Source organism: Halomonas shengliensis (assembly GCF_900104135.1).
GTDB classification, from domain to species: Bacteria; Pseudomonadota; Gammaproteobacteria; order Pseudomonadales; family Halomonadaceae; genus Halomonas; species Halomonas shengliensis.
Genome location: NZ_FNIV01000014.1, coordinates 1 through 25,890, shown reverse-complemented (window position 1 = coordinate 25,890; position 25,890 = coordinate 1). Strand labels below are relative to the sequence as shown.

Here is a 25,890-nt window from a genome sequence, read left to right as displayed (position 1 = left end):
GGGGTGGGTCAGAAGCGTTGGCCGATACTGGGTCAATTTACTTGGCCATTAACATCGTGGGCGAAAATCATGCGCTGAATCGGCGCAATGAATCGATCAAGGCCGAACTGGACCGTCGTCGCCGGCTCGGCACTCCCTTCAAGCTGGCCGACATCAGTAGATGCTTAGGATTTAGCGTCGCCACCGTGTCGGGGTATTCGCGCCACTATGTGGCAACATTGGCCGATGAGCTCTTGAGCGCCCCAGTCGACAGTCGTGAGGCCTATGAGGGCTGGCGTCGGGACTTCAACACCTTTCGCTATTCCCTTCCCAATACGCGGCGTTCACGTGAAGTGCTTACGCGGCTCACACGTCTGACCATTGAGCACCTACATAGCGAGGGACATACGGTCGCCTACAGCGAGGTCCTGCGGATCTCCGAGCACAACGATCGTCACATTAAACAAGAAATCCGGCGTTGGGAAGAAGAAACGGGGCATCAGGCCAGGCCGCTGCGAGCATGGAAGGAGATCACGCTGGAGAGGGTGCTCGACAGGGTATCGCCGGCGCTCCATCACCTACCGTTGACCTTTCTGGAATCACCGACCATGGGACGGCCCTTCAATGAATCCCAACGACGGATGATTCACTCCATTTCGCAGCCGAAACTTCGGGATGTGGCATTCTTCGTCATGACCTTCGCCGATGGAAACCGGCCTAACGACATCACTTTCTTTTCCAACATGTCGCGCTATCTGAAACAGTTGAAGCTACCGGATATCGACGCACTTGACCCTGAGGTGTTTTACCAAAGATACCATGATGGTGAGGTGTTGCCGGAAGAAGGCTCCCCCAAACGCGGTCGGTTCCTGCAGACCTATTTTCGCCTGCTGCGCAAACAAGAGGATTACTTGCTTAGACTGACACCCGAGCAGCGCCGGGCCGTGGCGCCCTGGCAGCTCAGTGGATTGAAGGATGACCACTTCTGGCACCGCTCCACTATCCATCGAGACGTGAGAACCGACCAGAGGATGCGTCGCAAGGCAGCGACCGCCGTTGTACATGATCAATTCTATCTGCTTCGTGATGTGGCCGAGCGCCGAAGCATTCAGGTCGAGCGACTGCATACAGCCTTTCAGGACGCCATTGCCCATCATGAACGGGAAGGGGAAGCCCTGCCGATGTCATTCTCGATCACCGATGAAACGGTATCAACATCAGGCCGCACTCGACCGACACAGCAGCATTTCAGGCTCTGGGATTCCGCAACATTGCGTTCTGTGCATGAGCCCGTGGCAGAAGACTTCTATTATCATCAGGATCAGCGTCAGCGTATACGTGCGAAGGTAGGTAACCAGGCACGTTACTTCCTAAGCTATGAGGGTGGCCATGCTCGTGATGATGCCACTTTGATAGAGCCTTACTGGTTCATCGAGCTTTTGCAGGCCAATGTGCTTAAGTCTCAAGTTATCGATTCTGACTTTCTGAGGCATAACGGCTTCTCAAAGGCGGCTTTCCAACTCCCGCCACGATCAACTTGGGGGGTGTCTATATCCCATTGGCTGGAGCGAATCTCACGGGATCTTGACATAACCTTTATTCCACTGGAGGCACTCAGGCTAGCCGCTCTCGTCGGGCATGCGGCCATTCAGATCATGACCAAGACCGGGGCTCGCATGAACGAGTTCCTGCAGATAAGATTGAGTCAAGAGTACTTATCACGAGTGCTTCTCGCCAAAGATCGTGAAGCGATTGCCTTCCGCGCGATCCCCAAGGGACGCCAGGCAGAAGAGCCCTACTATATTGACGAGCGCTGCATGAGGGCACTACACGCCTGGTGGAAGTTCCAGCGTGAGCGAGGACAGTACCTGGAGACCATCCCGCCTACCAGAAGCTTGCGTCACAAACTTCGACCGGCGCCCTACTTATGGCAGCATGCCGGAAGGCATTTCAGTCATAAGGATGTCAATGCGACGATGTCCATCATGTTGCACGGCATCTCGTTGCAAACTGCTACCGGTGAAGCCGTGCGGGTCACTTCCCACCTGCTGCGCCACGGCTTTGCCACGGAAATGCGGGCGTTGAACACGCCCGTGGATGTGATCGCACTCCTCATGAAGCAGCGAGATGTGCGAGTGACCGAGTACTATTCCCAGCCGACGCCGGCCCGGCTAATGGAGTTGCAACAAAAGATCTTTGAAAGTCGTGTGGATCTGTCTCGTACCCATGTGCGATCCCCAGGACAGATCCGACGACAGGTCGAAGCCGCACAGGAGCAGGTGGGCGCACTGATACCGGTTATCGGTGGACGGTGCACCGTGGCCAGTCAGTGTCCCATCAAGTTCGCCTGCATCGGCTGTGCCGGGAATGCGCCCGACTGGCACAAGCGTGACCAAGTCATTGTCTACCGGCAGGCCTGTGCGCAGATGGCGGAGATGGCAGAAGCACAGAACCTGCCCGCCGAAGGGCGCAAGGCAAAGGAAGCCATGGCGAGCTGCGACGATGTATTGGCCGAGATGGAACTGCTGGAACAAGCTGATCAGGCGGCTGCCGATCCCGTCATACTGACCATCGGGAGGGAGGAGAGGTGACACCACAATCCCGTAAGGCGCGTCCAGAGGCGGCAATGGCCGGTTTGAAGCGCAGTCATCAGCAGCGACGCAATCGAAGCGTCACGATCGTGCGTCGAGCGATCAGTCGGTTGCAGGAGATCGGAAGTCCCGTGACGCTGGGACGAATTGCGAGAATATCGCGCGAACTCTCCGACACGGGAATGGGTATCTCCGAGTCCACTATTCTTCGAAATCCTGAATGCCATCAATTATACGAAGAAGCCGCCCAACCCGTTCGCCGGCGGCGTACCGTAGGGCGTCTACTGAATAGCGAGGTGGAAATGCCCACCGACACGGAACGGCGACGCATGCATTACTTGATGCGCTTGACGAAAGCTGAGCTGGGCGCTCGCATTATCGCTGTTGAGCGGGAGCTGGCTTGCTCAGAAAAATCGAATGGAGTCCTTCGCGACCGGATCATCCAGGAAAAACTGGGTCTAAAGTCATCTTTTAAAGAAGATCTAGATATAACAGTTTAGAGCCTTCTAACTATCCAGGAAGTGTTGGGAAATGATGAAACTTCATGCTTTTTCTCAACGCGATGTTACGCACTATTTTATCAGCCTAGTCGGCACCCAGCGCAGAAAGGCCACCATCCCGAGCAGTTCCACCAGCGACTGCAAAACGATCACAACGACCGCTGCGCTCCAGGCCTCAGGCAAGGAGAGTGCCAGTGGCAGCATGACGAAGGAGTTGCGTGTGCCGAGACTGAAGGTGAGCGTGCGGCCCGTGGCAGCAGGAAGCCGGAACACCTGGCTCAACAGCTTGCCGAGGGCCGCCGCGACCATCAGGTAGAGCACGAAAACCGCTACAACCCGCCACAGTAGCATGCCGCTGTCGACCACCAGGCTAACCTGGGAACCGGCAATCAGGAACACCACCAGTGCCAGCAGGGGGATGGGGAGCCAGCCCATCCCATCGACGGCTTCCTCGATGACGATGTGTCGCTCGGCAACCCGTTCGGTCAGCCAGGCCAGTATTAGGGGGGTGACAATCAGGCCTGAGAAGGCCGCCAGCAGGTGGCTGTCGGCTGTCAGTTCGATGGCCAGATCGCCAATCAACCACCAGACATACAGCGGCAGCATCACCAGTTGAACCAGCAGCAGCAACGGGGCGGCTGCAATCGCCCGCGCACTATCTCCTCTACCCAGATGGGCAAAACTGATAAACCAATCCGTGCAGGGGACCAACAGTACCAGGAGCACGCCGAGTCGAATGGCAGGCTGTTCTGGCAACAGCAGCGACAAGGCAGCAACGGCCAGCGGAACCAGCAGAAAATTGCCCACCATTAGCGCCATCATGAATCGCCGGTCGCGAAATGCCCGGGTCAGATGAAGCAGGGGCACCTGGGTGAAGGTGGTATAGAGCAGCACGCCAAGCAGTGGCCAGAGCCATATCTCCCAACGCTGGGTCGTATCCGGCGATCCCCAGCCGATCGCCAGGCCAGCCAGGATCGCGGTGAGATAGATCCAGACCTGATGCTGCTCCAGTGTGGCGCGCATGATGTGAACGGTAGCCTCGTCGCGGACTGAGCTGCTGCAGAAGAGAGCCAGTCACCCTAGGCCTCGCCGGTCAGCCTTTCAAGGTCGGCAACCACGGCCTCCATGGGGTCGCTGTCGCGGATCAGCAGGCGCGCCTCTCCCTGCGCATTGAAGGCGAAGACAGCGCTGGAGTGCGACACATCATAGTTGCCTTCGCTGTCTTCTTCGCCATATCCGTAGGTCACCCGATAGCGGCGTGTCAGCTTATCGAGTGCCGCTTTATCCCCCGTGAGGCCGACGAACTGGGGGCCGAAGGCGTCGGTGTAGCTATCCAGAGTCTCGGCGTCATCGCGGCGAGGATCCACCGAGACGAAGAGCACCTGGATTTCATCGCGCGCGGTCTCATCCATGCGTTGGGTGGCCGCGTCGAGACGCGATAGGGTGGTCGGACAGACATCGGGGCAATGGGTGAAGCCGAAGAACAGCAGCGTCGTCTTGCCGAGGAACTGATCGGCGCTCACCGTATTCCCGTTCTCGTCGATGAGTTCGAACGCCAGGGAAGGCATCAGCCCCGAGATATCCTTGGTCTGCCAGTCTGGATCGCTGCAGCCTGCAATCCATAACGTCACGAATAGTGCCATGATGCATCGGCGCATCCTGCTCCCCTACTGTGCTGTCGGCGCCACGGCGCGGAACGTGACACGCTGTCGCTGATTGCCGGCGAAATGAAGATTCACCTCGACGTCGTCACCAACGGCGAGGGGGCGAGCCCGCTTCATGAGCATGAGATGGTAGCCACCCGGAGCGAATTCGACCTGCTCCCCCGCCGCCAGCTCCAGCTGGGCGACGGGCTCCATGCTGGTGACGCCATCCTGATTGACACTGCGGTGCATCATGACATTACCGAAAGCGGGGCTATCCGCTCCTGTCAGGGTGACGCCCTTTTCGCTGGTATTGATGAGGGTGAAATAGCCTGCCGCGGGCAGGTCCCCGGGCAGGAGCCTAAGACGCGCCTCGCTGACCTCCAGTTCGGCAGCCGCCAGCGTGCCGGACGTCGCGATCAGCAGCAGGAAGGTCGAGCACCAGCGTTTCGCTAGTCGCGTCAGACTAGGGTGTGGCGTGAGAGACATCAGCGGCATCCTCCTTGCGGGCATCACGGAACAGAAAGCTGAGAATGATCAGAACCCCGATGGCACTCATCATCGTGGCCGGCACCCAAGTCAACAGGCCACCGAGGAGCTGGTCAGTCAGAGGGTCCAGCGGCCAGGCGCGCCCGCACACCTCATAGACATCGAAAATGACATTCTTGCTAAAGACGATATAGGCCCCCAGCACGATCTGCGGCGGAATCACCGCCAACAGGATGGCGATGCGCTTGCCGTAGCCGAGGCCGCCCTGCTGCGGCGTGCGGCGATCCAGGATCAACCACCAGAAAAGCAACCCATCCAGCGCCATGCTCCAGTTCATCACTTGATACAGGTCGGTACTCAGCATCGCATCGAAGTGGACCTCGGGAACCAACCAGAAATAGATCAGCCCGACGAACAGTACGGGAGCGATCAGTGGATGCTGAAGCGTCCGGTATACGGGGCGCAGCAGGCGCGCGATCGGCCTCCATCCTGAGAAGTGCCTGATTCGGATCGGCAAGCCGTCTGCCAGTACCGGCAGGGGGGCGGCCAGGGCAATCAGGAAGGGACCGGCGTGATGCAGTACCAGATGCTGTGCCCGGTGGGTAAAGAACATGTACTGGGCGAGGTAGTCGTAATGGGTCTGGGTGACGCCATAGATGGTGGCGACACCCAGCAGGTAGGCAAGGACTCGACCTGCGCCGGTGGCCTCGCCTCGCCGTCGGCGCTGCCGGAGGCCACGCAGGTAGAGCACGATGGCCAGCAGGCAGGCCCCCGACCAGGCCAGCGAGAACTCCCACGGCAGCAAGTAGCCCAGAGCAACGTCGAGGTCGATAGCCCGTCCCTCCCCAGAATCGGCATGCCAACGATGAGACTAGGAGCCCACCGCGCCATGCGGCAAGGTGGGACAATAAACGCAGATGAAGCCAGAGCCCGCACCTCGGTGCCTGGGAGGCGAGGAAGGCCGCGCCCCAAGGCAGGGCACCAGTTCAGTGGTTGGGTATACCGCCAACGCACCGCCAGTGCTCCTGCAGAGGGCGATAGATCCTGTATCAGCCACGCCTGAAGTCAGCGTCACGAGACTGACAGGACCCGCCATGTTGTCGTCGTCATGGCCTGCGCAGCGCAATTTCTGCGTAGATACCCTGGTAGTCAGGGTCAGGTGTTTTATCCGGCTCCGGCATGGGATTCAGGGCTACCATGCGACCGCTGGGGTCATCCAACAGGCCACGAAGCTGTTCGTAATCGAAGTTCCAGCCCTCGGCCTTGCGCTGGTTGAGGCGTGTGACGGTCTCTACCAACGTGGACATGCTGTGCCCCTCCCCCTCAAGGGGCGGGAATGCCTGAACCAGCGGTTGCCCTTCATGCCAGCCGATCTTGATGGGCTGGTTGACGATTCGGACCTGGGTGCCGGCGGGCACGCGGTCGAAGATCGACTCGATGTCCCCAGGGAACATGCGAATACAGCCACGACTGGCACGCATGCCGATACCATCCGGCTGGTTGGTCCCATGGATCAAGTAGCCATCGAAACCCAGGATAATGGCATGGTCTCCCAGCGGATTGTCCGGGCCTGGTGGCACCACGCTGGGCGCCTCTTCACCACGTGCCCTGGCTTCGCGCTGAACCGACTCGGGTGGGTACCAGGCGGGGTTCTTGATGTTCATGGTGGTCTTGGTCACACCGAGGGGGGTATCGAAGCCCTCGCGACCGATGCCGATAGGATAGGTCTCGACACGTGATGTCTCGTCGTCATCCACCTCGGGATAGTAATAAAGGCGCAGCTCGGCGATGTTGATGACGATACCAGTGCGCTCTGCGGCGGGCAGGATGAAGCGCCCGGGTATTGTCACCTCGGTACCCTCGCCGGGAATCCAGATGCTCACGTCCGGGTTGGCGCGCACGATCTCCCTGTACCCCAGGTTGTGTCGCCTGGCGATATCGAGCAGGGTTTCTTCTCGATCCTCCACCGTTATGCGGTAGGTGTCGCCGATCACATTGCCTTTTTCAGGCAGCGGATAGTGGCCGAGGGGCCACTTGTTCTCCTCCTGGGCCTGAGCAACGCCGATGAGCGCGAGCCAGCCTGCCAGCACTCCCATCAGCGTGCGTGTCCGGAGTTGCCACCCTGGAGATTTCCTCGCTGTGCCAGAGTGGGATTCGGATAACGTCATCATTCTCTCCCTTTTCGGCTGGACCCTTATCATCCAGACCGACGTGTGTTGAATCGCCATCCAGGCAGCACCAGTAAGCCGGCCAACAGCCAGGTCGGCCAGCTACCGGTTCGGGTGAACGGCGTGTTTCCCACCATGGGCATCACCTCGCCGCGAAGGCTCGTCGCCTGGAACTGTGGTGCGCGGGCCGTGACACGGCCCTGAGGATCGACGATGGCGGTCACACCATTGCTGGTGGCGCGGATCAGGTACCGGCCGTTCTCCAGCGCACGCAGGCGGGCCATCTGCAGATGCTGCAGGGGGCCGATGGAGCGGCCGAACCAGGTGTCGTTGGAGACCGTCAGCAACAGCTCGGCATCGCGCGCCTGCTCGGCGACACGATCGGCATAGATGATCTCGTAGCAGATGGCGTTACCGATGGTGGTTCCGGCGGCGTGGATCGGCCCCTGAGCCTCGGCCCCGGGGGTCATGACCGGCATGGGCAAGTCGAAGAAGGCGATGGTGTCGGCGAGCAGGCGCTTCAGCGGCAGGTACTCGCCGAAAGGCACCAGACGCACCTTACGATACTGGCCCTCGGCGTTACCCAGGCCGATCACGCCGTTGTAGTTGTCGCCGCCGTCGCGCTGCAGGATGCCTGTGAGCAGGGCGGTGTCGGGCGACAGTTTGGACTGCACCCGCTCCAGTATGGGCCGCGCGTTCTCCTCGAACATCGGCAAGGCCGCCTCGGGCCAGACCATCAGGTCGAGGTCGTTGGACTGGGCAAGGGTCAACACCGTGTAGATACTGGCCGCCTCACGCTGGCCCTCGGGCGTCCACTTGATCGACTGGTCCAGGTTGCCCTGCAGCAGGGCGACTCCCAGCGGCTCGCCGGCCGGGAAGGTCCACTGGGCCGGCAGGGCCAGGGGAGTCAGCCAGAGAGCGGCGATGGGCGCCGCGGCCCACCAGCGGCGGCGCAGGAGCTCCACGCCCAGGGTGCCGGTCAGGGCGGTGATCAGCGACAGGAGATAGACGCCGCCTACCGGGGCCCAGGCCGCCAGCGGCGAGTCCACCTGAGAGGTGCCCAGCAGCAGCCAGGGAAACCCGGTAAACAGCCAGGTGCGCAGCCACTCGCTGAGTACCCAGGCGCCGGCGAAGCTGAGGAAGGCCAGGCGTGGGCCCGCGACGCGGCGATAGAGCCAGAAGGGCACGGCATAGAACAGCGCCAGGCCGGCCACGAACAGACCAGTGAGGAAGAGCGCCAGGGGGACCCCGGTATCACCATAGTCGTGGATTGCGACAAAGACCCAGGAGGTCCCCGAGCCGAACAGGCCCACGCCATAGCACCAGCCGCGGAGGGCGGCCTGAGCAGATGTCAGGGCATGGAGGCCGACATAGACCAGAGCCACCGCTATCGGGCCCAGCCACCACAGCGTGAAGGGCGCGGCGCTAAGGGTGGTCAACCCTCCGGCGGTCAGGGCCAACAAACAGCCGAGGACCGGAGAGAGCCGTCCGACAGGCGTCATGTCCCGGACTGGCGGGTTCTGTGCATCCATGCCGTCACTCGGACAACCTGGGGGAGGGACGTTCATGCAAGGCCGCCATCGCAAAGGTAATGACCCCCAGGAACAGGGCGATATCCGCCAGGTTGAAGGCGGGCCAGTGCCACTCTCGCCAGTAGATGTCCAGGTAGTCGACCACATACCCTCGCGCCAGGCGGTCGATGCCATTACCCAGCGCGCCACCCAGCATCAAGCTGTACCCCAGCGCCTCCAGGCGGGGCCTGGGCCTGCACAACAGGAACGTCAGCACGATAGCCGCTATTCCTGTCAGGCAGAGGAAGAGGTAGCGCTGCCAGCCACCTGAATCGGCGAGGAAGCTGAAGGCCGCCCCCGTGTTCCACCAGTGACCCCAGTTGAAGAATGGGGTCAGCGGGATGGTCTGGCCATACGGCATCAGCGCCTGCACCAGTCCCTTGATGACCTGGTCGGCCAGGCCGACCATAACGGCCAGTGCCAACCAGTAGCGGCTCTGCGGCGCCATCGCTATCCGTTTCGTTGTCATGTCGTGGCTGCCTGATAGCGCGGGCTTGCCGAGCCGCTCATGGCGGTCCCTGGTGAGAAGCGATAGCCCAGCAGCCGCATGGCGTTCAGGGTCACCAGCACGGTGGCACCGGTATCCGCCATCACCGCGATCCACATGCCGGTGATGCCCAGCGCCGTGGTCACCAGGAAGATAGCCTTCAGGCCCAGCGCCAGGGCGACGTTGGTCTTGACGTTGCGCAGCGTGGCCCTAGACAGGTCGATCAGCTCGGCGATGCCGGTGACGCGGTTCTTGAGCAGGGCCGCATCCGCCGTTTCCAGTGCCACGTCGGTGCCGCCGCCCATGGCGATGCCGACATCGGCCGCCGCCAGTGCCGGGGCATCGTTGATCCCGTCGCCCACCTTGCCGACCGGCCCGCGTCCGGTGGCCTGCCATTGCTGCACGCGCCGGGCCTTGTCCTCGGGCATCAGCTCGCCATGGGCCTCGATGCCCAGCGAGCCACCGATGGCAGCGGCGGTACGCGCATTGTCACCACTGAGCATGACGGCCTCGACGCCGAGACGTGACAGGGCGGCGAGCCCCTCCCGGGCGTCCTCACGCGGCTCATCGCGAACGGCGATCAGTCCCAGGGGACGCTCGCTCTCGACCAGCAGGGCGAGACTCTTGCCGGCACCCTCCAGCTCGGCGATCCGGACGTTCAGGTCATGATCCAGCGTGACTCGCTCGGCCAGGTGGCGAGGCGTGACCAGGCCCAGCTCGCGCCCCTCGACCCGGCCGGCGACGCCCAAGCCCGACAGGGCGCGGCTCTCGCTGGCCAGGGGAAGCGACAGGCCCTGTTGCTGCGCATGGGCGAGGATGGCCGTGGCGATGGGATGGCTAGAATCACGTTCCATCGCGGCTGCCAGCCTCAGGATCTCGTTTTCGCCCTGGCCGGTGGCCCAGTCATCCACGTCGGTGACACGGGGAGTGCCGGCGGTGAGGGTGCCGGTCTTGTCCAACGCCACCGTGCGCAGCTTGCCCAGCTGTTCGAGTACCGCGCCGCCCTTGATCAGCAGGCCCCGCCGGGCGCCCGCCGAGAGGCCGGCAGCGATCGCCGCGGGGGTCGAGATCACCAGGGCACAGGGGCAGGCGATCAACAGCAAGGCCAGGGCGCGATAGACCGATTCCGACCAGGCCATGGTCGAGACCAGCGGCGGCACCACCGCCATCAGCAGGGCGAGCCCCACCACCGCCGGCATGTAGTAGAACGCGAAGCGATCGATGAAGCGCGCCACCGGCGCCTTGGCGGCCTGGGCCTCTTCCACCAGGCGGATCACACGGGCGATGGTGTTGTCCTCGGCGCCGCGGGTTACCTCCACCTCCAGGGCGGCATCGAGGTTGACCGTGCCGGCAAAGACGTCGTCCCCCGGGGCACGCGAGCGGGGCACCGACTCCCCGTTGATCGGTGACTCATCCAGGTCGGATTCGCCGGTCAGAATACGCCCATCGCAGGGCACGCGGTCGCCCGGTCGCACCAGGACTCGCTGCCCAGGCGTGAGCGAGGCGGCCGAGACCTCACGAGTATCCCCATCCTCCATCAGCCTCGCCGTGGACGGCGTCAGGTCCGCCAGGGCCGAGATGCTGCGTCGCGCCCGTGAGGCGGCCACGCCCTCCAGCAGTTCGCCCACGGCGAACAGGAAGACCACCACCGCCGCTTCGGCGGCGGCGTCGATAGCCAGGGCGCCCAGGGCGGCGATGCTCATCAGCATCTCGATGGTGAAGGGGTTGCGCATCTTCAGTGCGCCCCAGGCGCCCTGTGCGATGGGCACCAGTCCCACCAGGGTGGCGGCGACGAAGGGCCAGCCTCCCAGTACCGGCCAGGTCATGCGAAGGACCAAGGCCAGAGCCAGCAGGCCCCCCGTGACGAGCACCAGGCGTCCTTTCGCGGTCTGCCACCAGGGCGCTGGGGGGGTATCTGACCCATCCTTCTCGGTATCGGCGGCAAGCCGGTAGCCAAGCTCGTTAAGGATCCGTTCGATCGTCTGGTGAGACGGGGCCGAGTGTGGTTGGGGGTGTACGGTGACCGACCCGGTCACCGAACTGGCCGATACCGCCTCGATGCCCTCCAGGCGGCCCAGCGCGGCTTCGACCTTGCGCTCGCAGCCACCACAGTCCATGCCTTCGACTCGTAGCGTGAAGCCCACTGACGTTGCCGTGGATGTCGAATTTTCCATGGTGACACTCCTGGCGATGGGTTATCTTCTGAAGGATAAACCTTGTAGCAACTATAGATTCAAGCCATTCAGGAGGGCTTCAGGATGGCGAAGACGAGCGATGCAATCGGCATTGGCGAACTGGCCCGGCGTGCCGGCTGCAAGCCCGAAACGGTTCGCTACTACGAGAGCATCGGGCTGGTGAGCGACGCGACACGTACCGAGGGCGGTCAACGCCGCTACGGAGAGGAAGCGGTCAGGCGGTTGACCTTCATCCGCCATGCCCGGGACTTCGGCTTCTCGGTGGAAGCGGTGCGTGAACTGCTGGCCATGTCAGACCAGCCCGACATGCCGTGTCAGGAGGTCGACGCCATTGCCAAGCACCACCTGGAGGAGGTCGAGTCGCGGTTGCAGCGGCTCTCCGCACTGCGTAACGAGCTCAAACGGATGGTCAGCCAGTGTGCCGGGGGGAAGGTCGAAAGCTGCCGGATCATCGAAGTGTTGAGCGATCATCAGCTTTGTATCAGCGACCAGGCCCACGGAGGCGCTCACGACCTGGGATAGGCATCTGGACGGATCGGTATGCTAGCCCAGCGAGACATCCAGAAACAGCATGAGCACCAATCCCACCGAGAGCCCCAGCGTTGCCTTGTTCTGGTGGCCGCTTCGGTGGGTCTCGGGAATGATCTCATGGCTGATGACATAGAGCATGGCGCCGGCGGCGAAGGCCAGCCCCCAGGGGAGCAGCACTTGTGACATGCTGACGACTCCCGCACCCAGCAGGCCACCTAACGGCTCGACCAGTCCGGTGAGAGAGGCAATGGTCCAGGACCGCCAGCGGGAATAGCCCTCACCGAGCAGTGCCACCGCCACCGCCAGGCCTTCCGGTGCATTCTGCAGGCCGATACCAATGGCGAGAGGAAGGCCACCCTCACGCCCCCCAGCGCCAAAGGCCACGCCAACCGCCAGACCCTCTGGCAGGTTGTGGATCGTGATGGCAATGATGAACAACCAGATTCGGCGCAGCGATGCCGCCTGTGGCCCTTCACGTCCCTGCTCGAAATGCTCGTGGGGGAGTCGCTCATTCAGCAGGGCGACCAGCCCAATCCCCATCAGTATCGACGCGCAGGCAATGGCGGCAGGCAAGACGCTACCGCCATAGCGCAGTCCAGAGGCTTCCAGGGAGGGAATGATCAGTGAAAAGAAGGACGCCGCCAGCATGACACCGGCGGCGAACCCGAGTGCCAGGTCGCGAACGGCACGATCGGGCGCCTTGCTGATCAGGATAGGTAGCGCTCCGATCGCGGTCATCGAACCAGCGGCAAGACTACCCAAAAACCCCAGCGTGACTGGAGAGACACCTTCCATAGACCCTTCCACTTTGGAGGATTGGTACTGCAGGGAATGTTGAGTCACACGACGATAGCCATCACATGGCCACCGATGCGTGTCATACAACAAGTCAGCCTGGCGGCCTATCGATTATCCAAGGCGACCAGACCGGACGTACCGATGGCTTTTTGCAGACGCCCACGAGCCTCGAAGAGCACGCTTCGATAATCCTGGGGTGTCGGTGACTCCCCCAGAATGATGCGCTGCCCCTCCTCCAGGGGATCGACAGGACGGTCACCCACTCTCACTTCGTAGTGCAGGTTAGGCCCCGTGGTGAGTCCGGAGGCCCCGACTTCACCCAGCGTGTCGCCGGCATTGATGGCGTCCCCGACCGACAGGCCGGAGGCGAAGCGACTGAGATGCGTATAGCGACTGAGAGTGCCCATCTCGTGCTCTACCTCCACGACACGACCATAACCTCCCCGGCGACCGACGAAGGAGACCCGCCCCGGCGCCGTCGCCATGACTGGGGTGCCGCGAGGGGCGGCAAGGTCGACGCCGTCATGACGACGTACCCCACCGTAAACGGGATGGCGTCGATTGCCGAAGGCGGACGTCAGGCGTGCGCCGAGCACCGGGAACCGCTTCGTCTCCACAAGGCTACCGTCCTTGAAAAGCATCACGGTGGCTCTCTGGTCCGTCGGCCATACCATCTCCAGTCGTGCCGACGGGTCAGCCAATCCCATATAGGTCAGACGGGGAGGCCCGACTCGCGTGCCATCCTCTCGGCGATCCTCTTCCCACAGTAACTGCAGGCGCTCCGCGCCCGAGATATCTCGGGCTGTGTCCATGAGTCCGCCTAGCAGCACCTCGAGGTCCATGGCGAAACGCGTGGGTATCCCCTCTGCCGCCAAGGCGGCATAAAGTGACGTTTCGATGTCCACTTCACGGCCCAGAGTCAGGGTGTCGAGACGAGGCGGGACAATCCGCGTCGACGGCCGCTCCCCCAGCGTAACGACGTATTGAATACCCGAGTCACGCTCGATGGCCACCGACACCGGCTGTCCGGTCGTCAGAGAGGTGACAGTGAGACGGTCTCCAGGCCGCAAGCGTCTTGGGTCGAACCTCTCCGCCAGCGATGTCGACGCTTGGGTGCGCGTCTCGGCATTCACGCCAAGCTGCTGCAGCAGTGCGTTCAGGGTATCCCCAGGCGCCACGGTTAGCTCCTGGGCGACGCTCTCGGGTGGCTGAACGGCCAAGGGCGCTGAGCCCCTCTGTGTGAGAGCCTGTGCCCTGGTCGATGCCGGTTCGCTCGGGGATAGCAAGGTGTTCTCTTGCCAATGGGCCTCGGCCAGCAGAGGGCCCAGACCCACCAATCCTAGCAGCAACCAGCGCCGTGTCATGACGCATCGTCCTCGCCAGCGACCTCGGTCACCTCACGATTGACGGCGTCGACCAGTTCCTGCATGCCGAAGGGGTCCAACAGCTCACCATTGACGAAAAAGGTCGGCGTCTGGCGGATCTGGTTGGCCTTGACGTCTTCCTTGTCCTGGTCAATGACCGCTTGTACCTCGGGGGAGTCAAGTTGTTCCTCTGCTGCAGCCCTGTCCAGACCGGCCTCGCTGGCGATATCCAGAATAGCGGCCTCATCGAAGCTGCCATGAGCCGCCCACTGGCTCTGCCGGGCCAGCAACGCCTCCAGCACCGGCTGGAAGACGTCCTGGCGCCTGGCGACTTCCAGCACGCGAATGGCGGTATCGGACACGTCTCCGTGGAAGGGCGTGTAGCGCACCACCAACCGCACTTGGTCGGGATACTCTTCCTGGATGCGCTTGGTCAGCGGATAGAAGGCACGGCAGGCCTCACAGGCCGGGTCGAAGAACTCCACGATGGTCACCGGCGCTTCTTCCGGCCCCAGAACAGGCGAGTGTGAGCGCACCAACGAATTGTCGGCCTGCGCGCCATCCTGGCTGGCCGCCTCGGCGCCCATGCCCAACAGCGAGGGTCTCGCTACGATCACGATAAGGGCGATCAGCATCAACGCACCAACCAGGATAAACGTCGCTTTTTTGTACATTGACTTCTCCAATTCAAATGGTTAAGCGGAAAGCACGACCAGAGGACTGCTGAGTGGGTCTCAACCGCTGATGGGTGCCTAATTCGGGGAATAGTGGCGTATCATCCATGCCCATAAAGATTGGCTCCCTCGTGCGCATGATCAATATGCTCGAATTCCAAGCTGGAGTGGCCAATGTCAAAGCGCGCTTTCAGTTGAGCCTTGATATCCGCCTTGATCGCCTCGAGCTGCTGCCAGCCTTCTCTCGTCGTCACCACGTGGCAATCAAGTGCGGCGGTATTCTCCTGCATTTGCCATAGGTGAACATGATGCACATCCTCAACCCCTTCGACGCTGCGCAGGAGATCAATGACTGATTGACCATCGACATCGGGTGGCGAGCCCAGCATCAGTGTCCGGATAGGGGTACCTATCTCCGTAAAGGCAAGATAGAGAATATAGAGTGCAATACCGATCGTAATCGCGGGGTCTACCCAGCGCATATCGTAAAGCAGAATCAGCGAGCCCCCAATGATCACCGCGATGGACGCAAACGCATCAGACAGGTTGTGCAGGAAGAGAGCCCGAATGTTGACACTATGTTTTTGCATCGACCAGGTGAGCAAGGCCGTTAGCGCGTCGACAAGAAGAGCGACAATGCCGATGATGACGACTATCCAGCCCTGAATCTCTGGCGGATCGATCATGCGCATGACGCCTTCATAAATTAGATAAAGCCCAACAAGAATGAGGGTCGTGTAGTTGATCAGCGCAGCGACAATCTCGATTCGTCCATAGCCAAACGTCATCTGAGAGTCAGGTGGTCGCCTCGCGATCTTGCGGGCCGCAAAGGCAATGACAAGGGCAGCCATGTCGGAAAAATTATGCAGCGCATCCGCGATCAGCGCGAGGCTTCCGGCCAGGATACCCCCAACAATCTGAGCAACGGTCAATATCCCGTTGGCCCAGATGGCAATGCTCACCCGACGGTCACCAGAGGTGGGGTCAAGATGGGGATGATCGTGATGATGTCCCATGCGTCATCCTTGTGGTGTCACCTGATGACACGGCAGTATAAAACCTATACCAACTCAAGGTTCAAGCTCGAATTATAATGAATGCCGAGCCAGGGCTAGGCGTGGTGGAACTTTGCATAGTGGGCGCTGTACCAGACATGGTTACCATCTCCCATGCCCCGGAAGGAGCTCATTGTGATACCCAAGCCTCACTCGCACACCTGGCTGATGAGCCTAGCTTTACTCTTGATGCTGTCGACGCCAGTCCTCGCCGAGCCACGGCTGCCAGACTTCACAGCGCTGGTCGACAAGGCCGCGCCAGCCGTCGTCAACATCTCCACCTCACGGGAGGTCGAGAGGTCCATGACGTCCTCTCGGCAGTTTGAGGGGCAGGAGGTGCCAGAGATCTTTCAAGAGTTCTTCGGCGACCGCATCCCGATGCCACCCGGCGGTGCGCCCAATCGCAATGAGGAGCCACGTCAGTCACTGGGATCGGGCTTCATCTTCGATGAAGACGGCTACATCATGACCAACGCCCACGTGGTCAAGGGCGCCGACAAGATCCTGGTGCGACTCAACGACCGTCGCGAACTCGAGGCCGAGCTCGTGGGGGCCGACGAGAAGACCGATGTGGCGGTGCTCAAGGTCGACACCGACAACCTGCCTACCCTGGAGCTGGGCAACTCCGACGACCTTCAAGTCGGCCAGTGGGTCGCCGCCATCGGTTCCCCCTTCGGCTTCGACCACTCGGTGACCTCCGGCATCATCAGCGCTATCAACCGCACTCTGCCCCAGGACGTCTACGTTCCCTTCATCCAGACCGACGTGGCGATCAACCCTGGCAACTCCGGCGGTCCACTGTTCAACCTTGATGGCGAGGTTGTGGGCATCAACTCCCAGATTCTGACCCGCAGCGGCGGCTACATGGGCCTCTCCTTCGCCATTCCCATCGATGTGGCGCTGGACGTGGCCAACCAGCTGCGCGAAGAGGGCTATGTGAGCCGCGGCTGGCTGGGCGTCAGCATACAGCCGGTGTCAAAGGACCTGGCGGAGTCCTTCGGCATGGAACAGGCCGAGGGTGCCCTGATCGCCCAGGTCGAGCCCGGCAGCCCTGCGGCGGAAGGCGGGATCAAGGCAGGTGATGTCATTCTCGAAGTCAACAGTCAGGAAGTAGACCACTCCACCACGCTGCCGCGCCTGGTCGGTCAGACGAGTCCTGGTGAGGAGGTCGACCTCAGAGTGTTGCGCGATGGCCAGCGAGAGCGCATCACGTTAGAGGTCGGCGAGTGGCCGAATGCCGGCCCCGAGCAATCCGATGGCGACCCGGTGCGCCTCGGGATCGTGGTTCAGCCGCTGAGTAGCATGGAACAGCGCCGGCTTGGCATTGATCACGGGGTGCGCATCGCCAAGGTCGATCCGACCGGCCATGCCGCTGCCGCTGGCATTCGCCCCGGCGATGTGCTGGTCAGCCTGGGCCAGCAACCGATAGAGAGCCCGCAACAGCTGACGGAGTTGCTGACCAACCTGCCGGACGACCAAACGGTGCCGGTTCTGCTCAACCGCGACGGCCGTGCCTACTTCGTGGCCCTGCGAGTGGGCAATGGTGACTGAGCAAGATCACTGTTTCCCTACCAGACCATAGTGGAGGGGCTCAAGCTCAGCGCTCAGACTTTCACCAAGGAAGTGACGCAGTTGTTTTGCTTTGCCGGGTGAACGGGCTGGGCTTGAGGTTCTAGTGAATATCACTACTTGCACAAGTCAGGACACATACTTGATAGAGCTTTTAGTCAAGTTTGCGTTTCTACGGATAAGGCCAGGGTCCGTGTGGGGGCCACCCCGACGCTCACCGGAATGCCGGTGAATCGCCGCACCTTGCAGTGAAGCTCCCGGCAGTGGGCCAGCAGCTGGTCGTGGCCAAAGCCGTCGAAGCGCACGAACATCTCGTCGATCGAGTAGGGCTCCACGCCGGCGGAGAACTCCTCCAGCACAGACTGAACACGGGCCGACATATCGCCATACAGCTCGTAGTTGGAGGAGAGCAGGTGGATGCGCCCCTGCCGCAGCAGCGCCTTCAGCTCGAAGGCCGGGGTGCCCATCTCTACTCCCAGCGCCTTGAGCTCGTTGGAGCGGGCGATCACGCAGCCATCGTTGTTCGACAGCACACCGACCGGCAGCCCCTCCAGCCGGGGCTGGAAGACCCGCTCGCAGCTGACGTAGAAGTTGTTGCAGTCGATCAGGCCGATCATGGCTACACCGGGTACTCGTGGATTACCGAACGCACCACGCCCCATATCTGGCAGTCGAGGTCCTCCAGCGGGATAGGCGGATAGGCCGGGTTCGCCGAGCAGAGATAGGGCTGCCGCCCCTTCAGCTGGTAGCGCTTTACGGTGATCTCGCCCTCTACGAGCGCCACCAGGATGTGGCCTGGCCGGGGTTCGATAGAACGATCGATCAGCAGCAGGTCGCCGTCGTGGATACCCAGGGAGTCCATGCTGTCGCCGGTGACGGTCATGAAGAAGCTGGCCGAGGGTCGCTTCACCAGGCGCTCGTTGAGGTCCAGGGTCCGCCCCTCGTAGTCCTGGGCCGGGCTCGGGAAGCCAGAGATCCCGGCCCGCGTCCGCGCGAGGGGGTGTGGCAATGCCATAGGCGGCGGTGCCGGATCCGCGGGGGTGAATTTGGCGTGTGGCATGGTGGGCTCCTTCCGATACCTGATATTTATACAGTATCAAGCAGGAGGCGCGGCCTGCCAAGCCCATGCACCACGAAGGTCGCGAGCAGGCTCAGCATGATACTGCTAACCTGACTGAGGATTAGGCATAGCAAGGGAATGCGAAATGGAACCTCATACCCGCCAATGTAAAAGCCCTTTACTGGTTCCGGTGGTATGTCAGCTCACGACCCAAAGCAGTCATTCCAGCGAATGCATATGGTACGTTCATCCAATCATAAGCGTGCTATTTAAGACATATTGGGCATATGGTGAAATAAGAATGCATATCAATAAATATGATGAGGGAGTATGGATTTAGAAGAATTTAATGCTACCCTAGTAGAAATTAAAAATGACGAAGGTTTGCTGGATTTCTGTCGAAAATGGGTTCTTCACGGTACTCCTTATATATTTCATGCGCGAGAAGAAGAGCTTTATGAGTTTAGGAAAAAAATAGCTTGTGGCCTCCATGTGTCTTTCCACGAGATTTTCATCACCGGGTCGGCAAAATTAGGTTTCAGTCCACATAAAGGTACTGAGTTTTCTTACGATTCTGACGTTGATATAGCAATAATATCTCCTTCTTTGTTTGAAAGCATGATGGGCCATATTTATAAATTTCAAGTTGACCTTAGACGTTCCCGACGGGCCGTCGATGAGAGGGAGCTTGCCATGTATCATGAATTTTTAGAATATGCCGCTATTGGGTGGATTAGGCCTGATAAGTTGCCTTTGTCATTTAAGGCAAAAGAGTTAAAAGCTGGCTGGTTTGAGTTTTTTGATTCTTTGTCATATGGGAAATCCGAAGTAGGTGATTACAAGGTTGCGGCAGGTGTATTTAAAAGTTATTATTATCTCGAGCAGTATTTGGTTGGTGGGCTTAGGTCGGCTCGCTCTAAAGCGATTGTGGAGTTGAAAAAATGACGCAACAAATAAAGCCTTCGGTGACAAACCCAACAATCGCAGATATATATGAAGATGTCAGTTCAGAAAGATTGATATTGAGGCCAGCCTTCCAACGGAAGTTTGTTTGGACGCATGAACACCAAGAGGAGTTCATCGACACGATACTTCACGGCTATCCGTTCCCCGAAATTTACGTCTGTGAAGGCGAGGTTGATATAAAAAGATTGAAAACAACTCGCCATGTAATTGATGGACAGCAAAGGTTAACGACAATAAAAAAGTATATTGAGGGGGATCATGACAAGCCTCTGACAAAGGTTCCAGTATATGACTCCTTATCAGATGAGCAAAAGCATGAATTATTGTCCTATCAAGTTGTAATGCGAGATATTGGGAAGGTTTCTGATGAAACTATAAGAGAAGTTTTTCGTCGAATAAATCTTACTAAGTTCAAGCTTGAAGACATCGAGATCCATAACGCGGTTTACGATGGTCAGTTCATTCAATCCGCTAGAAATATCCTTGACCATGCAGGACTTGAAGAATACGGTGTTTTCAAAGAGTCAGAATTTACCCGCATGGCTGATCTGCATTTTATTCTCCTTGTTATGGCAACATTGGAAAATGGAGGTTACTTTGCACAGGATAGAGAAGTAGAGCCGAAAGTTGCTGAGTTTAACGATGAATATCCAAATAAGGATCATATGATTGCAACCATACTAAAAACTTTTGCTGTCATAAAAGATTTGCAGCTGGAACCTGACTCTATCTGGCTGAGGAAGTCAAATTTCTTTACATTAGTCGTTGAAATAGCAAAAAATTTAGCTCGATTACCAAAAGACCTGAGGAGGAGGTTGGACGAACTAGAGGATAATATAATTCAGAATAAAAATAATTCAGGATCGAAATATAGTGAATATTACGCTTATATGTATCAAGCGACCCATGGAAGAAAAGCACGAGTGGTAAGGGCAAAGTTTTTTGATAACGATGTTATAGGAGCCAGTTGAGAAGAATTAGCGTCTCTGAATTTGATTGGGCATAATGCATGTCCAACAAGTAAGTTAAGCCGACTGGTGCTACGCTGCGCTCATCACTGGCGGTTAACCAAGGCATAAGGCGTCGTAATCGGCGCGAAAATTTTTAGCCGGAGAGCATATGGGTGATTCGAATGTCAATTTCAATGCCGCTGAAAATGCAATCCTTTTGTTAAAGGATTTCCGTGAGCGGCGGGCGGCATTTCAAGCATTTGATGAGTACGATAAGGCGATGAGCCAGATGCGTACAAACGCAACTGAAAAAATTGATAAGCTAGAGGAGCCACTTAAGTCTATAGCTTTTCGTCTGTTCTCGATTGCGGACAAAGGGTTCTTCCTTTTTCAAGTGTGTGAATGGAAGATCGACTATCTTTGTGAGGCACTTATTCACGCCATTGAGGCTAAAAATCCGATATCTCTTGCCAATAATGCCCGGGCTCTCGTTGAGCACTTGGCCACATTGGTTGCAATTGCAAAAGAGCTCGAGAAACTACAAGAGAGACTGCGCGGACAGGGGCAAGAAAAGGCAATATTTAAAGCTATTGAGACAGCGGAAACTTTCATATATAGGGCTTACTATGGGAAAAGCCCGAAAGTCGCCACTGAATCAAACGAGCAAGCTCTTCATGTAAATGACTGCCTAAAAACACTGAAAGAAGAAGTCTCAGACATTGAAGATGTGTATGATTTTCTGTGTGAGTACGTTCATCCCAACCATGGCAGTAACGCGTTGGTTTCAACAGGCCAGCTTGCAAGTGGGCGTTTGAATCCACCCGAAGCATACCATCGGGAAACTCTTGATCGCCTACGGCGATATTGCACTCTCTGCATGTTGTTTTTAAGAGACCGTGGCGTAGAGCACGGCACTATATTTGTCAAAATTAATAACTTGTTTGAGCTATGCTGTGCTAGGGGGGCAAAAATTAGTAACGTATTCTCGATTAAGGCCCCGAATCCGGATGGCAATGGTAAGTCTAAGGAAACAGCTTACTTCTTCCGCAAGGCACGGACTGCGTTTGAGGCGATGAGCCTTTGCTACGAGTTTCTCGAAAAGGAAGGTTACGAGGTGCGGGGCAGACAAAGCGGGGGTTTTGGCCATGGCGTGATCTATGACATATATAATACAGACAAAGGCAAAGTTTGGTTTAAGGTGCCAACAATACAGAGTTAGGAAAACACTGTTTGAATCCCGCCACAGTTGCCTGCCAGCCATCGGCGGCGGGATTCAAACAGTGTTTTCCCCTAGAAGGCATTGAAGATTTAATAAGATAATAAATTCATCCAGTCGACGCTCGAAGCTCGCGCAGTTGATGGCTGGCGTAAAATTAGTTCTCGCTTATCGTCCGCTCCTGGCCGAATGACGAATTTCAGCTTATACTGATGAAAATATAATAGAAGATGGCGATATAATAAGCGTGAGCAGGCAGGGTGGTATTCGCGCTCATTGCATAGCAGAGCATGCACAGTTAGGAATTAAGATAGAGGAACACATGGACCCCATTTCAGCCCTGTTCGCAGCGTTACTGGATAGCACTTCAAGTGCTGTAAGCAATCACATACAAGAGTCCGTGGGAACTGAGGTGAAATCTGTCGTAGTTGATCATAACGATCAGCTCATCTCGTATCAGCACCAGATGTGGCGTATACGGGTTGACTCTGTCTGTGCAGATAAAAGAGAACGTATTGACGAGTTCTCAAAATGCACATTGGCGGCAAAAGATCATTTTTTCAACGCATGTCAATATCTTCAGGAAAATAACGAAGGTGGTGTTAGATATGATCAGCTGAAGAATATGTACTGCTCAGCATCTAGCTCTTTTCGGCCTACAATAGCTTCTATTGCATCTTCCAGCAAAGCTTCTCCACTTGAGCTGGCGAAAAGGAAATGCAGTAGACTTACATTTGATAAAACTGCAAGCGCGGAATCTCGCAATCAGGCATGCGCGCGCTATCGAGCGTTAAAAAGTGAGGAGCATTAAAGGTAGGGCGCTCAAAATGACAGGCATTCGTAACGGAATTTATTTGTTAAAAATGTTCCAGTGAGATAAACCATGGATCATTATTTATCCATAAATGAAGTATTAGGGCCGTTGTGGTGGGTCATTCCCGTAGCTATTCTGATTGGTCTCATCAAATCACCATGGTTCAAGGGCTTTTTCGGAGAGGCTTTGGTTAAAGCGGCCGCCAGGATTCGGTTGTCAGCGGAAACATACAAACCGATCCACAATGTGACCCTACCTACGCTGGACGGCTCAACTCAGATTGATCATATCTTTGTGTCCCGATTCGGGATCTTCGTCGTGGAAACAAAAAATATGAAAGGTTGGATCTTTGGTGACGAATATCAGGCACAATGGACCCAAAAGATTTATCGGAAGTCATTCAGGTTCCAGAATCCGTTACGCCAGAACTACAAGCATGTAAAAACTCTAGAGAGCGCCCTCGATGTTCCTTCGGCAGTCATTCACTCTATTGTGGTGTTTACTGGTAGTGCGAAACTAAAGACCAGGATGCCGAAGAGCATCACTCGTGGCGGTGGTTACGTGAATTATATCAAGTCGTTTCAGGAGGTCGTTCTATCTGAGACGGAGGTTGAAGAGGCCTTCATGAAAATCCAGGCTGGCAGGCTTGCGCCCACACGTGAGACCCACCGAACACACGTTGCACAACTTAAAACTAGGTCTGATCCTAATGCTCATCGAAAATGCCCCAAGTGCGGAAGCAGCATGGTATTGCGGACATCCAAAAGGGGTAAGAATGCTGGCAATCAGTTCTGGGGGTGTTCTGGTTACCCGGAGTGCAGGGTGGTGCAGGAGGTTGGGTAGTTGTGGTGACGATAGATTTGCGGTTGGCTGATATTGGCCGAAAGCTGACTTGCCCACCGGTAGTCCAGTGGGCAGGAGTGCGTATCTCAATCTTCAGTTCTTACCAGCCAGCTTTCTACGGTGTCGGCCCCAAATTCTTCTTTCCATGCCTTCAGCGTCTTCTGGTTGCCGCCACGGGTTTCGACTACCTCACCCGTGTTCGGGTTCTCGTAGATTTTGAGCTTGCGCTTGGCGCGACCCGAGGTCTTGGCGCTGCTTGATGACTTGTTGGCAGTAGGTGTCGGATCGAGCAACTTGATGACGTCGGACGCCGACTTATCGAACTCGCGCATCAGGGTTTCAAGATGGTTCTTGAAGTCGAGTTCGGTCTTAAGGCGTTCGTCATTCTTCAGCTTGTCTAGCTCATCTTGAAGCTGCTTGAGTTGCTGCTCTTTCTGCATGTAGGTGTATAGCAGTGACATAGTGTATCTCTACGAGTTGTGCTCAGTTTTGGGAGTTGTCCGTTACCTTGGTTCTTGGTCACGGCATGATCTTACTATCAACAATCTTATTCTTGATTGGCTGGCTATTCAATAGACTGCATCGTGTAAAAAGCTTGCTTCCTAATGTCTTTGCTTGGAATCATCGTTTTAGCGCCGATTGGATTAATTTATCTTAGGCTTTGCAGCATACTGCTGGGGCACAATAGTGAGATTTTGTTGACCCGGGCGTTGGGCTGGAGCATCGATGTTCTTGCCATCGGTGACAGCTAGGGGGGGGTAACTTGAGGGGCTCCCTATGCGTCAAGGTAGTTGTCACCTAAACCGATTGAGAGGTGATCAACGTGCGTTACCCCGCAGAGCGTAAGGAAGCCATCCTCAAGAAGATGGCACCGCCCATGAGCATGACCATCCCGGAACTGGCCGCGCAGGAAGGCATCACAGCAACAACCCTCTACAATTGGCGGAAACAGGCCAGAGCACGAGGACAGGTTTTGCCATCACGTTCTACCCAGCCAGATCAGTGGACCAGTCAGGAGAAGTTCCAGATCGTCCTGGAGACAGCTCCGATGAACGAGGCTGAAGTCAGCGCCTACTGCCGCGAGCGCGGGCTCTACCCCGAGCAGGTGGAGGCCTGGCGGGATGCCTGCATGAACGCCAACGACGATGCGGCAGCGCAGGCCAAGCAGCTTCGACAGGCGCGTAAGGCGGAGCAGAAGCGGCTCCGTAAGCTGGAGCGCGAGCTGCACCGCAAGGACAAGGCCCTGGCCGAGACGGCGGCGCTGTTGGCCCTGTCAAAAAAAGCCGAGGCGATCTGGGGCACGACCAACGACGAGGACGACTGACCAGCCTCCCGGATCGCCAGCGTATCGTGACTCTGGTGCAAGACGCCCAGCGTGACGGTGCTCGGCTGGCCAAGGCCTGTCAGGTGATGGGCATCCATGTGCGAACCTATTACCGCTGGGTTGCGGAAGGCGAGGTGACGGCGGATCGCCGCCCCGACGCCGATCGCCCGGAGCCGGCCAACAAGCTGTCGCCCGAGGAACGAGAGGCTGTTGTGGCGCTGTGCAACGCCCCGGAGTATCGGAGCCGCCCTCCCGCCTTCATCGTGGCCGATCAGGCGGACAAGGGCCACTACCTGGCCTCTGAGTCGACGATGTACCGAGTGCTTCATGAATATGACCAGCAACACCATCGGGGCCGACAGCAGGCCCCACAGCGCAAGCGACCGCCGACCACGCACCAGGCCACAGCGCCAAACCGGCTTTGGTGCTGGGATATCAGCTGGTTGCCGGGCCCTGCACGCGGTACCTGGTGGTACCTGTACCTGATCATGGACGTCTTCAGCCGCAAGATCGTTGGGCACGAGGTCTATGAAACCGAGACCGGCGAGCTGGCCGCCGAGCTGATCCAGAAGGCCTGCTGGCGAGAGCACCTCACCGATCGTCACAAGCCTTTGATTTTGCATTCCGATAACGGCAGCCCGATGAAGGCGGCGACCTTCCTGGAAAAGCTCTACGATCTGGGCATCACCCCGTCGTACAGCCGGCCAAGGGTCAGCAACGACAACGCCTTCGCCGAGTCGGCCTTCAAGACACTGAAGTACCGGCCGGGGTTCCCCGCCGACGGCTTCGCCACACTGGCCGAGGCACAAGACTGGGTCCAGCAATTCACCGAGTGGTACAACCATGAGCACCGGCACAGCGCCCTGCGCTACGTCACGCCGAGCCAGCGTCATAACGGCGAGGCAAAAGGCATTCTGACGCAGCGCCGAGAGGTTTTTGAAGCCGCGAAGCAGCGCCACCCGGAACGGTGGTCAGGTGACATCCGGAAACTCAGCCTGCCGGATGTAGTGCACCTAAATCCCGAACGGGACCCAGTGCCACAGGCCGCAGGATTTTAAAGAGCTGAAGTCATTTTATATGGCAACTATGTTGACAGACTCCGG

Annotated in this window: 23 protein-coding genes and 1 pseudogene; 9 read left to right on the top strand and 15 right to left on the bottom strand. The window is 58.2% G+C overall.

The features are described 5' to 3' along the window. Positions 1 to 41 precede the first annotated feature (41 nt). Positions 42 to 2,570, top strand: coding sequence for a site-specific integrase (locus BLP95_RS15535; protein ID WP_143004440.1), 2,529 nt, complete (start codon positions 42 to 44; stop codon positions 2,568 to 2,570). Further along, complete coding sequence (locus tag BLP95_RS16775) at positions 2,567 to 3,070, top strand: hypothetical protein (RefSeq protein ID WP_143004439.1); 504 nt, start codon at positions 2,567 to 2,569, stop codon at positions 3,068 to 3,070. Before BLP95_RS15535 ends, BLP95_RS16775 begins: the two co-directional genes overlap by 4 nt. Positions 3,071 to 3,142: 72 nt before the next feature. Here the strand turns inward: BLP95_RS16775 and BLP95_RS15530 are convergent, their stop codons facing one another. From BLP95_RS15530 to BLP95_RS15495, 8 genes are all read right to left on the bottom strand, one after another. Next, entirely contained in the window at positions 3,143 to 4,093 is a 951-nt protein-coding gene (locus BLP95_RS15530) for an arsenic resistance protein (RefSeq protein WP_027962123.1), read from the bottom strand. A gap of 56 nt (positions 4,094 to 4,149) precedes the next feature. After that, positions 4,150 to 4,713 (bottom strand): SCO family protein, encoded by a 564-nt coding sequence (locus BLP95_RS15525; RefSeq protein WP_245678778.1) that lies wholly within the window; start codon positions 4,711 to 4,713, stop codon positions 4,150 to 4,152. Positions 4,714 to 4,737: 24 nt separating this feature from the next. Next, complete coding sequence (locus BLP95_RS15520) at positions 4,738 to 5,202, bottom strand: copper chaperone PCu(A)C (RefSeq protein WP_089680918.1); 465 nt, start codon at positions 5,200 to 5,202, stop codon at positions 4,738 to 4,740. Further along, positions 5,180 to 6,007, bottom strand: coding sequence for a cytochrome c oxidase assembly protein (locus BLP95_RS15515; RefSeq protein WP_241697514.1), 828 nt, complete (start codon positions 6,005 to 6,007; stop codon positions 5,180 to 5,182). The genes BLP95_RS15520 and BLP95_RS15515 overlap by 23 nt, the downstream gene beginning before the upstream one ends. A 301-nt stretch (positions 6,008 to 6,308) precedes the next feature. Beyond that, positions 6,309 to 7,298, bottom strand: coding sequence for a L,D-transpeptidase family protein (locus tag BLP95_RS15510; protein ID WP_043488184.1), 990 nt, complete (start codon positions 7,296 to 7,298; stop codon positions 6,309 to 6,311). Between the two features lie 101 nt (positions 7,299 to 7,399). Next, the gene (lnt, locus tag BLP95_RS15505; RefSeq protein WP_425402570.1) at positions 7,400 to 8,902 is read right to left on the bottom strand and encodes an apolipoprotein N-acyltransferase; all 1,503 of its coding nucleotides are present in this window, start codon (positions 8,900 to 8,902) and stop codon (positions 7,400 to 7,402) included. 4 nt (positions 8,903 to 8,906) lie between these two features. Beyond that, positions 8,907 to 9,389 carry a signal peptidase II gene (gene lspA / locus BLP95_RS15500; RefSeq protein ID WP_023007119.1) on the bottom strand — a complete coding sequence of 161 codons (483 nt, stop codon included), beginning with the start codon at positions 9,387 to 9,389 and terminating at the stop codon, positions 8,907 to 8,909. Between the two features lie 17 nt (positions 9,390 to 9,406). After that, positions 9,407 to 11,602, bottom strand: coding sequence for a heavy metal translocating P-type ATPase (locus BLP95_RS15495; protein WP_089680913.1), 2,196 nt, complete (start codon positions 11,600 to 11,602; stop codon positions 9,407 to 9,409). Between the two features lie 84 nt (positions 11,603 to 11,686). Here BLP95_RS15495 and BLP95_RS15490 point away from each other — a divergent pair, with 84 nt between their 5' ends. Then, complete coding sequence (locus tag BLP95_RS15490; protein WP_089680911.1) at positions 11,687 to 12,145, top strand: MerR family transcriptional regulator; 459 nt, start codon at positions 11,687 to 11,689, stop codon at positions 12,143 to 12,145. Between the two features lie 21 nt (positions 12,146 to 12,166). On the opposite strand, the gene BLP95_RS15485 is transcribed toward BLP95_RS15490, so the two are convergent. From BLP95_RS15485 to BLP95_RS15470, 4 genes are all read right to left on the bottom strand, one after another. Then, the gene (locus BLP95_RS15485) at positions 12,167 to 12,949 is read right to left on the bottom strand and encodes a ZIP family metal transporter (protein WP_089680909.1); all 783 of its coding nucleotides are present in this window, start codon (positions 12,947 to 12,949) and stop codon (positions 12,167 to 12,169) included. A gap of 107 nt (positions 12,950 to 13,056) precedes the next feature. Further along, positions 13,057 to 14,130, bottom strand: a complete 1,074-nt coding sequence (locus BLP95_RS15480) for a M23 family metallopeptidase (RefSeq protein ID WP_176475857.1) — start codon at positions 14,128 to 14,130, stop codon at positions 13,057 to 13,059. A 182-nt stretch (positions 14,131 to 14,312) separates the two neighbouring features. Next, positions 14,313 to 14,990 (bottom strand): DsbA family protein, encoded by a 678-nt coding sequence (locus BLP95_RS15475; protein WP_089680905.1) that lies wholly within the window; start codon positions 14,988 to 14,990, stop codon positions 14,313 to 14,315. A 101-nt stretch (positions 14,991 to 15,091) separates the two neighbouring features. Further along, complete coding sequence (locus BLP95_RS15470) at positions 15,092 to 16,006, bottom strand: cation diffusion facilitator family transporter (protein ID WP_089680903.1); 915 nt, start codon at positions 16,004 to 16,006, stop codon at positions 15,092 to 15,094. A gap of 207 nt (positions 16,007 to 16,213) precedes the next feature. Between BLP95_RS15470 and BLP95_RS15465 the strand changes: the two genes are divergently transcribed. Continuing rightward, positions 16,214 to 17,596 carry a DegQ family serine endoprotease gene (locus BLP95_RS15465; RefSeq protein ID WP_241697515.1) on the top strand — a complete coding sequence of 461 codons (1,383 nt, stop codon included), beginning with the start codon at positions 16,214 to 16,216 and terminating at the stop codon, positions 17,594 to 17,596. 200 nt (positions 17,597 to 17,796) lie between these two features. Here BLP95_RS15465 and BLP95_RS15460 read toward each other — a convergent pair. Continuing rightward, a pseudogene (locus tag BLP95_RS15460) lies at positions 17,797 to 18,231 on the bottom strand (Y-family DNA polymerase); the annotation flags it as partial. A 2-nt stretch (positions 18,232 to 18,233) separates the two neighbouring features. After that, the gene (locus tag BLP95_RS15455; protein WP_089680899.1) at positions 18,234 to 18,674 is read right to left on the bottom strand and encodes a LexA family protein; all 441 of its coding nucleotides are present in this window, start codon (positions 18,672 to 18,674) and stop codon (positions 18,234 to 18,236) included. A gap of 330 nt (positions 18,675 to 19,004) precedes the next feature. On the opposite strand from BLP95_RS15455, the gene BLP95_RS15450 reads away from it, so the two are divergent. The 4 genes from BLP95_RS15450 to BLP95_RS15440 all read left to right on the top strand — a co-directional run bounded on the left by BLP95_RS15450 (position 19,005) and on the right by BLP95_RS15440 (position 23,463). Then, on the top strand, positions 19,005 to 19,619 hold the full coding sequence (locus BLP95_RS15450; RefSeq protein WP_089680897.1) for a hypothetical protein: 615 nt from the start codon (positions 19,005 to 19,007) through the stop codon (positions 19,617 to 19,619). Further along, positions 19,616 to 20,611 carry a DUF262 domain-containing protein gene (locus BLP95_RS15445; protein ID WP_089680895.1) on the top strand — a complete coding sequence of 332 codons (996 nt, stop codon included), beginning with the start codon at positions 19,616 to 19,618 and terminating at the stop codon, positions 20,609 to 20,611. The genes BLP95_RS15450 and BLP95_RS15445 overlap by 4 nt, the downstream gene beginning before the upstream one ends. A 148-nt stretch (positions 20,612 to 20,759) precedes the next feature. After that, entirely contained in the window at positions 20,760 to 21,809 is a 1,050-nt protein-coding gene (locus BLP95_RS16770) for a hypothetical protein (RefSeq protein WP_143004438.1), read from the top strand. 880 nt (positions 21,810 to 22,689) lie between these two features. After that, positions 22,690 to 23,463, top strand: a complete 774-nt coding sequence (locus tag BLP95_RS15440) for a nuclease-related domain-containing protein (RefSeq protein WP_089680893.1) — start codon at positions 22,690 to 22,692, stop codon at positions 23,461 to 23,463. An 86-nt stretch (positions 23,464 to 23,549) separates the two neighbouring features. On the opposite strand, the gene BLP95_RS15435 is transcribed toward BLP95_RS15440, so the two are convergent. Then, the gene (locus BLP95_RS15435) at positions 23,550 to 23,924 is read right to left on the bottom strand and encodes a histone-like nucleoid-structuring protein, MvaT/MvaU family (protein ID WP_089680891.1); all 375 of its coding nucleotides are present in this window, start codon (positions 23,922 to 23,924) and stop codon (positions 23,550 to 23,552) included. A gap of 404 nt (positions 23,925 to 24,328) precedes the next feature. Between BLP95_RS15435 and BLP95_RS15430 the strand changes: the two genes are divergently transcribed. After that, positions 24,329 to 25,845 (top strand): IS3 family transposase gene (locus tag BLP95_RS15430; RefSeq protein ID WP_089678271.1). Its coding sequence is split into 2 segments (ribosomal slippage): positions 24,329 to 24,763 and positions 24,766 to 25,845, totalling 1,515 coding nucleotides; the frame shifts between segments, so codons are not numbered across the junction. Positions 25,846 to 25,890: the final 45 nt, after the last annotated feature.

Coding starts and splice junctions, on each gene's coding strand:
- BLP95_RS15520 (WP_089680918.1), bottom strand. CDS start 5,202: ATGTCTCTCACGCCACACCCTAGTCTGACGCGACTAGCGAAACGCTGG.
- BLP95_RS15510 (WP_043488184.1), bottom strand. CDS start 7,298: ATGGGAGTGCTGGCAGGCTGGCTCGCGCTCATCGGCGTTGCTCAGGCC.
- BLP95_RS16770 (WP_143004438.1), top strand. CDS start 20,760: ATGGGTGATTCGAATGTCAATTTCAATGCCGCTGAAAATGCAATCCTT.
- BLP95_RS15450 (WP_089680897.1), top strand. CDS start 19,005: ATGGATTTAGAAGAATTTAATGCTACCCTAGTAGAAATTAAAAATGAC.
- BLP95_RS15530 (WP_027962123.1), bottom strand. CDS start 4,093: ATGCGCGCCACACTGGAGCAGCATCAGGTCTGGATCTATCTCACCGCG.
- BLP95_RS15455 (WP_089680899.1), bottom strand. CDS start 18,674: ATGCCACACGCCAAATTCACCCCCGCGGATCCGGCACCGCCGCCTATG.
- BLP95_RS15465 (WP_241697515.1), top strand. CDS start 16,214: ATGAGCCTAGCTTTACTCTTGATGCTGTCGACGCCAGTCCTCGCCGAG.
- lspA (WP_023007119.1), bottom strand. CDS start 9,389: ATGGCGCCGCAGAGCCGCTACTGGTTGGCACTGGCCGTTATGGTCGGC.
- BLP95_RS15440 (WP_089680893.1), top strand. CDS start 22,690: ATGGATCATTATTTATCCATAAATGAAGTATTAGGGCCGTTGTGGTGG.
- BLP95_RS15490 (WP_089680911.1), top strand. CDS start 11,687: ATGGCGAAGACGAGCGATGCAATCGGCATTGGCGAACTGGCCCGGCGT.
- BLP95_RS15435 (WP_089680891.1), bottom strand. CDS start 23,924: ATGTCACTGCTATACACCTACATGCAGAAAGAGCAGCAACTCAAGCAG.
- BLP95_RS15470 (WP_089680903.1), bottom strand. CDS start 16,006: ATGGGACATCATCACGATCATCCCCATCTTGACCCCACCTCTGGTGAC.
- lnt (WP_425402570.1), bottom strand. CDS start 8,902: ATGGATGCACAGAACCCGCCAGTCCGGGACATGACGCCTGTCGGACGG.
- BLP95_RS15445 (WP_089680895.1), top strand. CDS start 19,616: ATGACGCAACAAATAAAGCCTTCGGTGACAAACCCAACAATCGCAGAT.
- BLP95_RS15495 (WP_089680913.1), bottom strand. CDS start 11,602: ATGGAAAATTCGACATCCACGGCAACGTCAGTGGGCTTCACGCTACGA.
- BLP95_RS15475 (WP_089680905.1), bottom strand. CDS start 14,990: ATGTACAAAAAAGCGACGTTTATCCTGGTTGGTGCGTTGATGCTGATC.
- BLP95_RS15485 (WP_089680909.1), bottom strand. CDS start 12,949: ATGGAAGGTGTCTCTCCAGTCACGCTGGGGTTTTTGGGTAGTCTTGCC.
- BLP95_RS15525 (WP_245678778.1), bottom strand. CDS start 4,713: ATGGCACTATTCGTGACGTTATGGATTGCAGGCTGCAGCGATCCAGAC.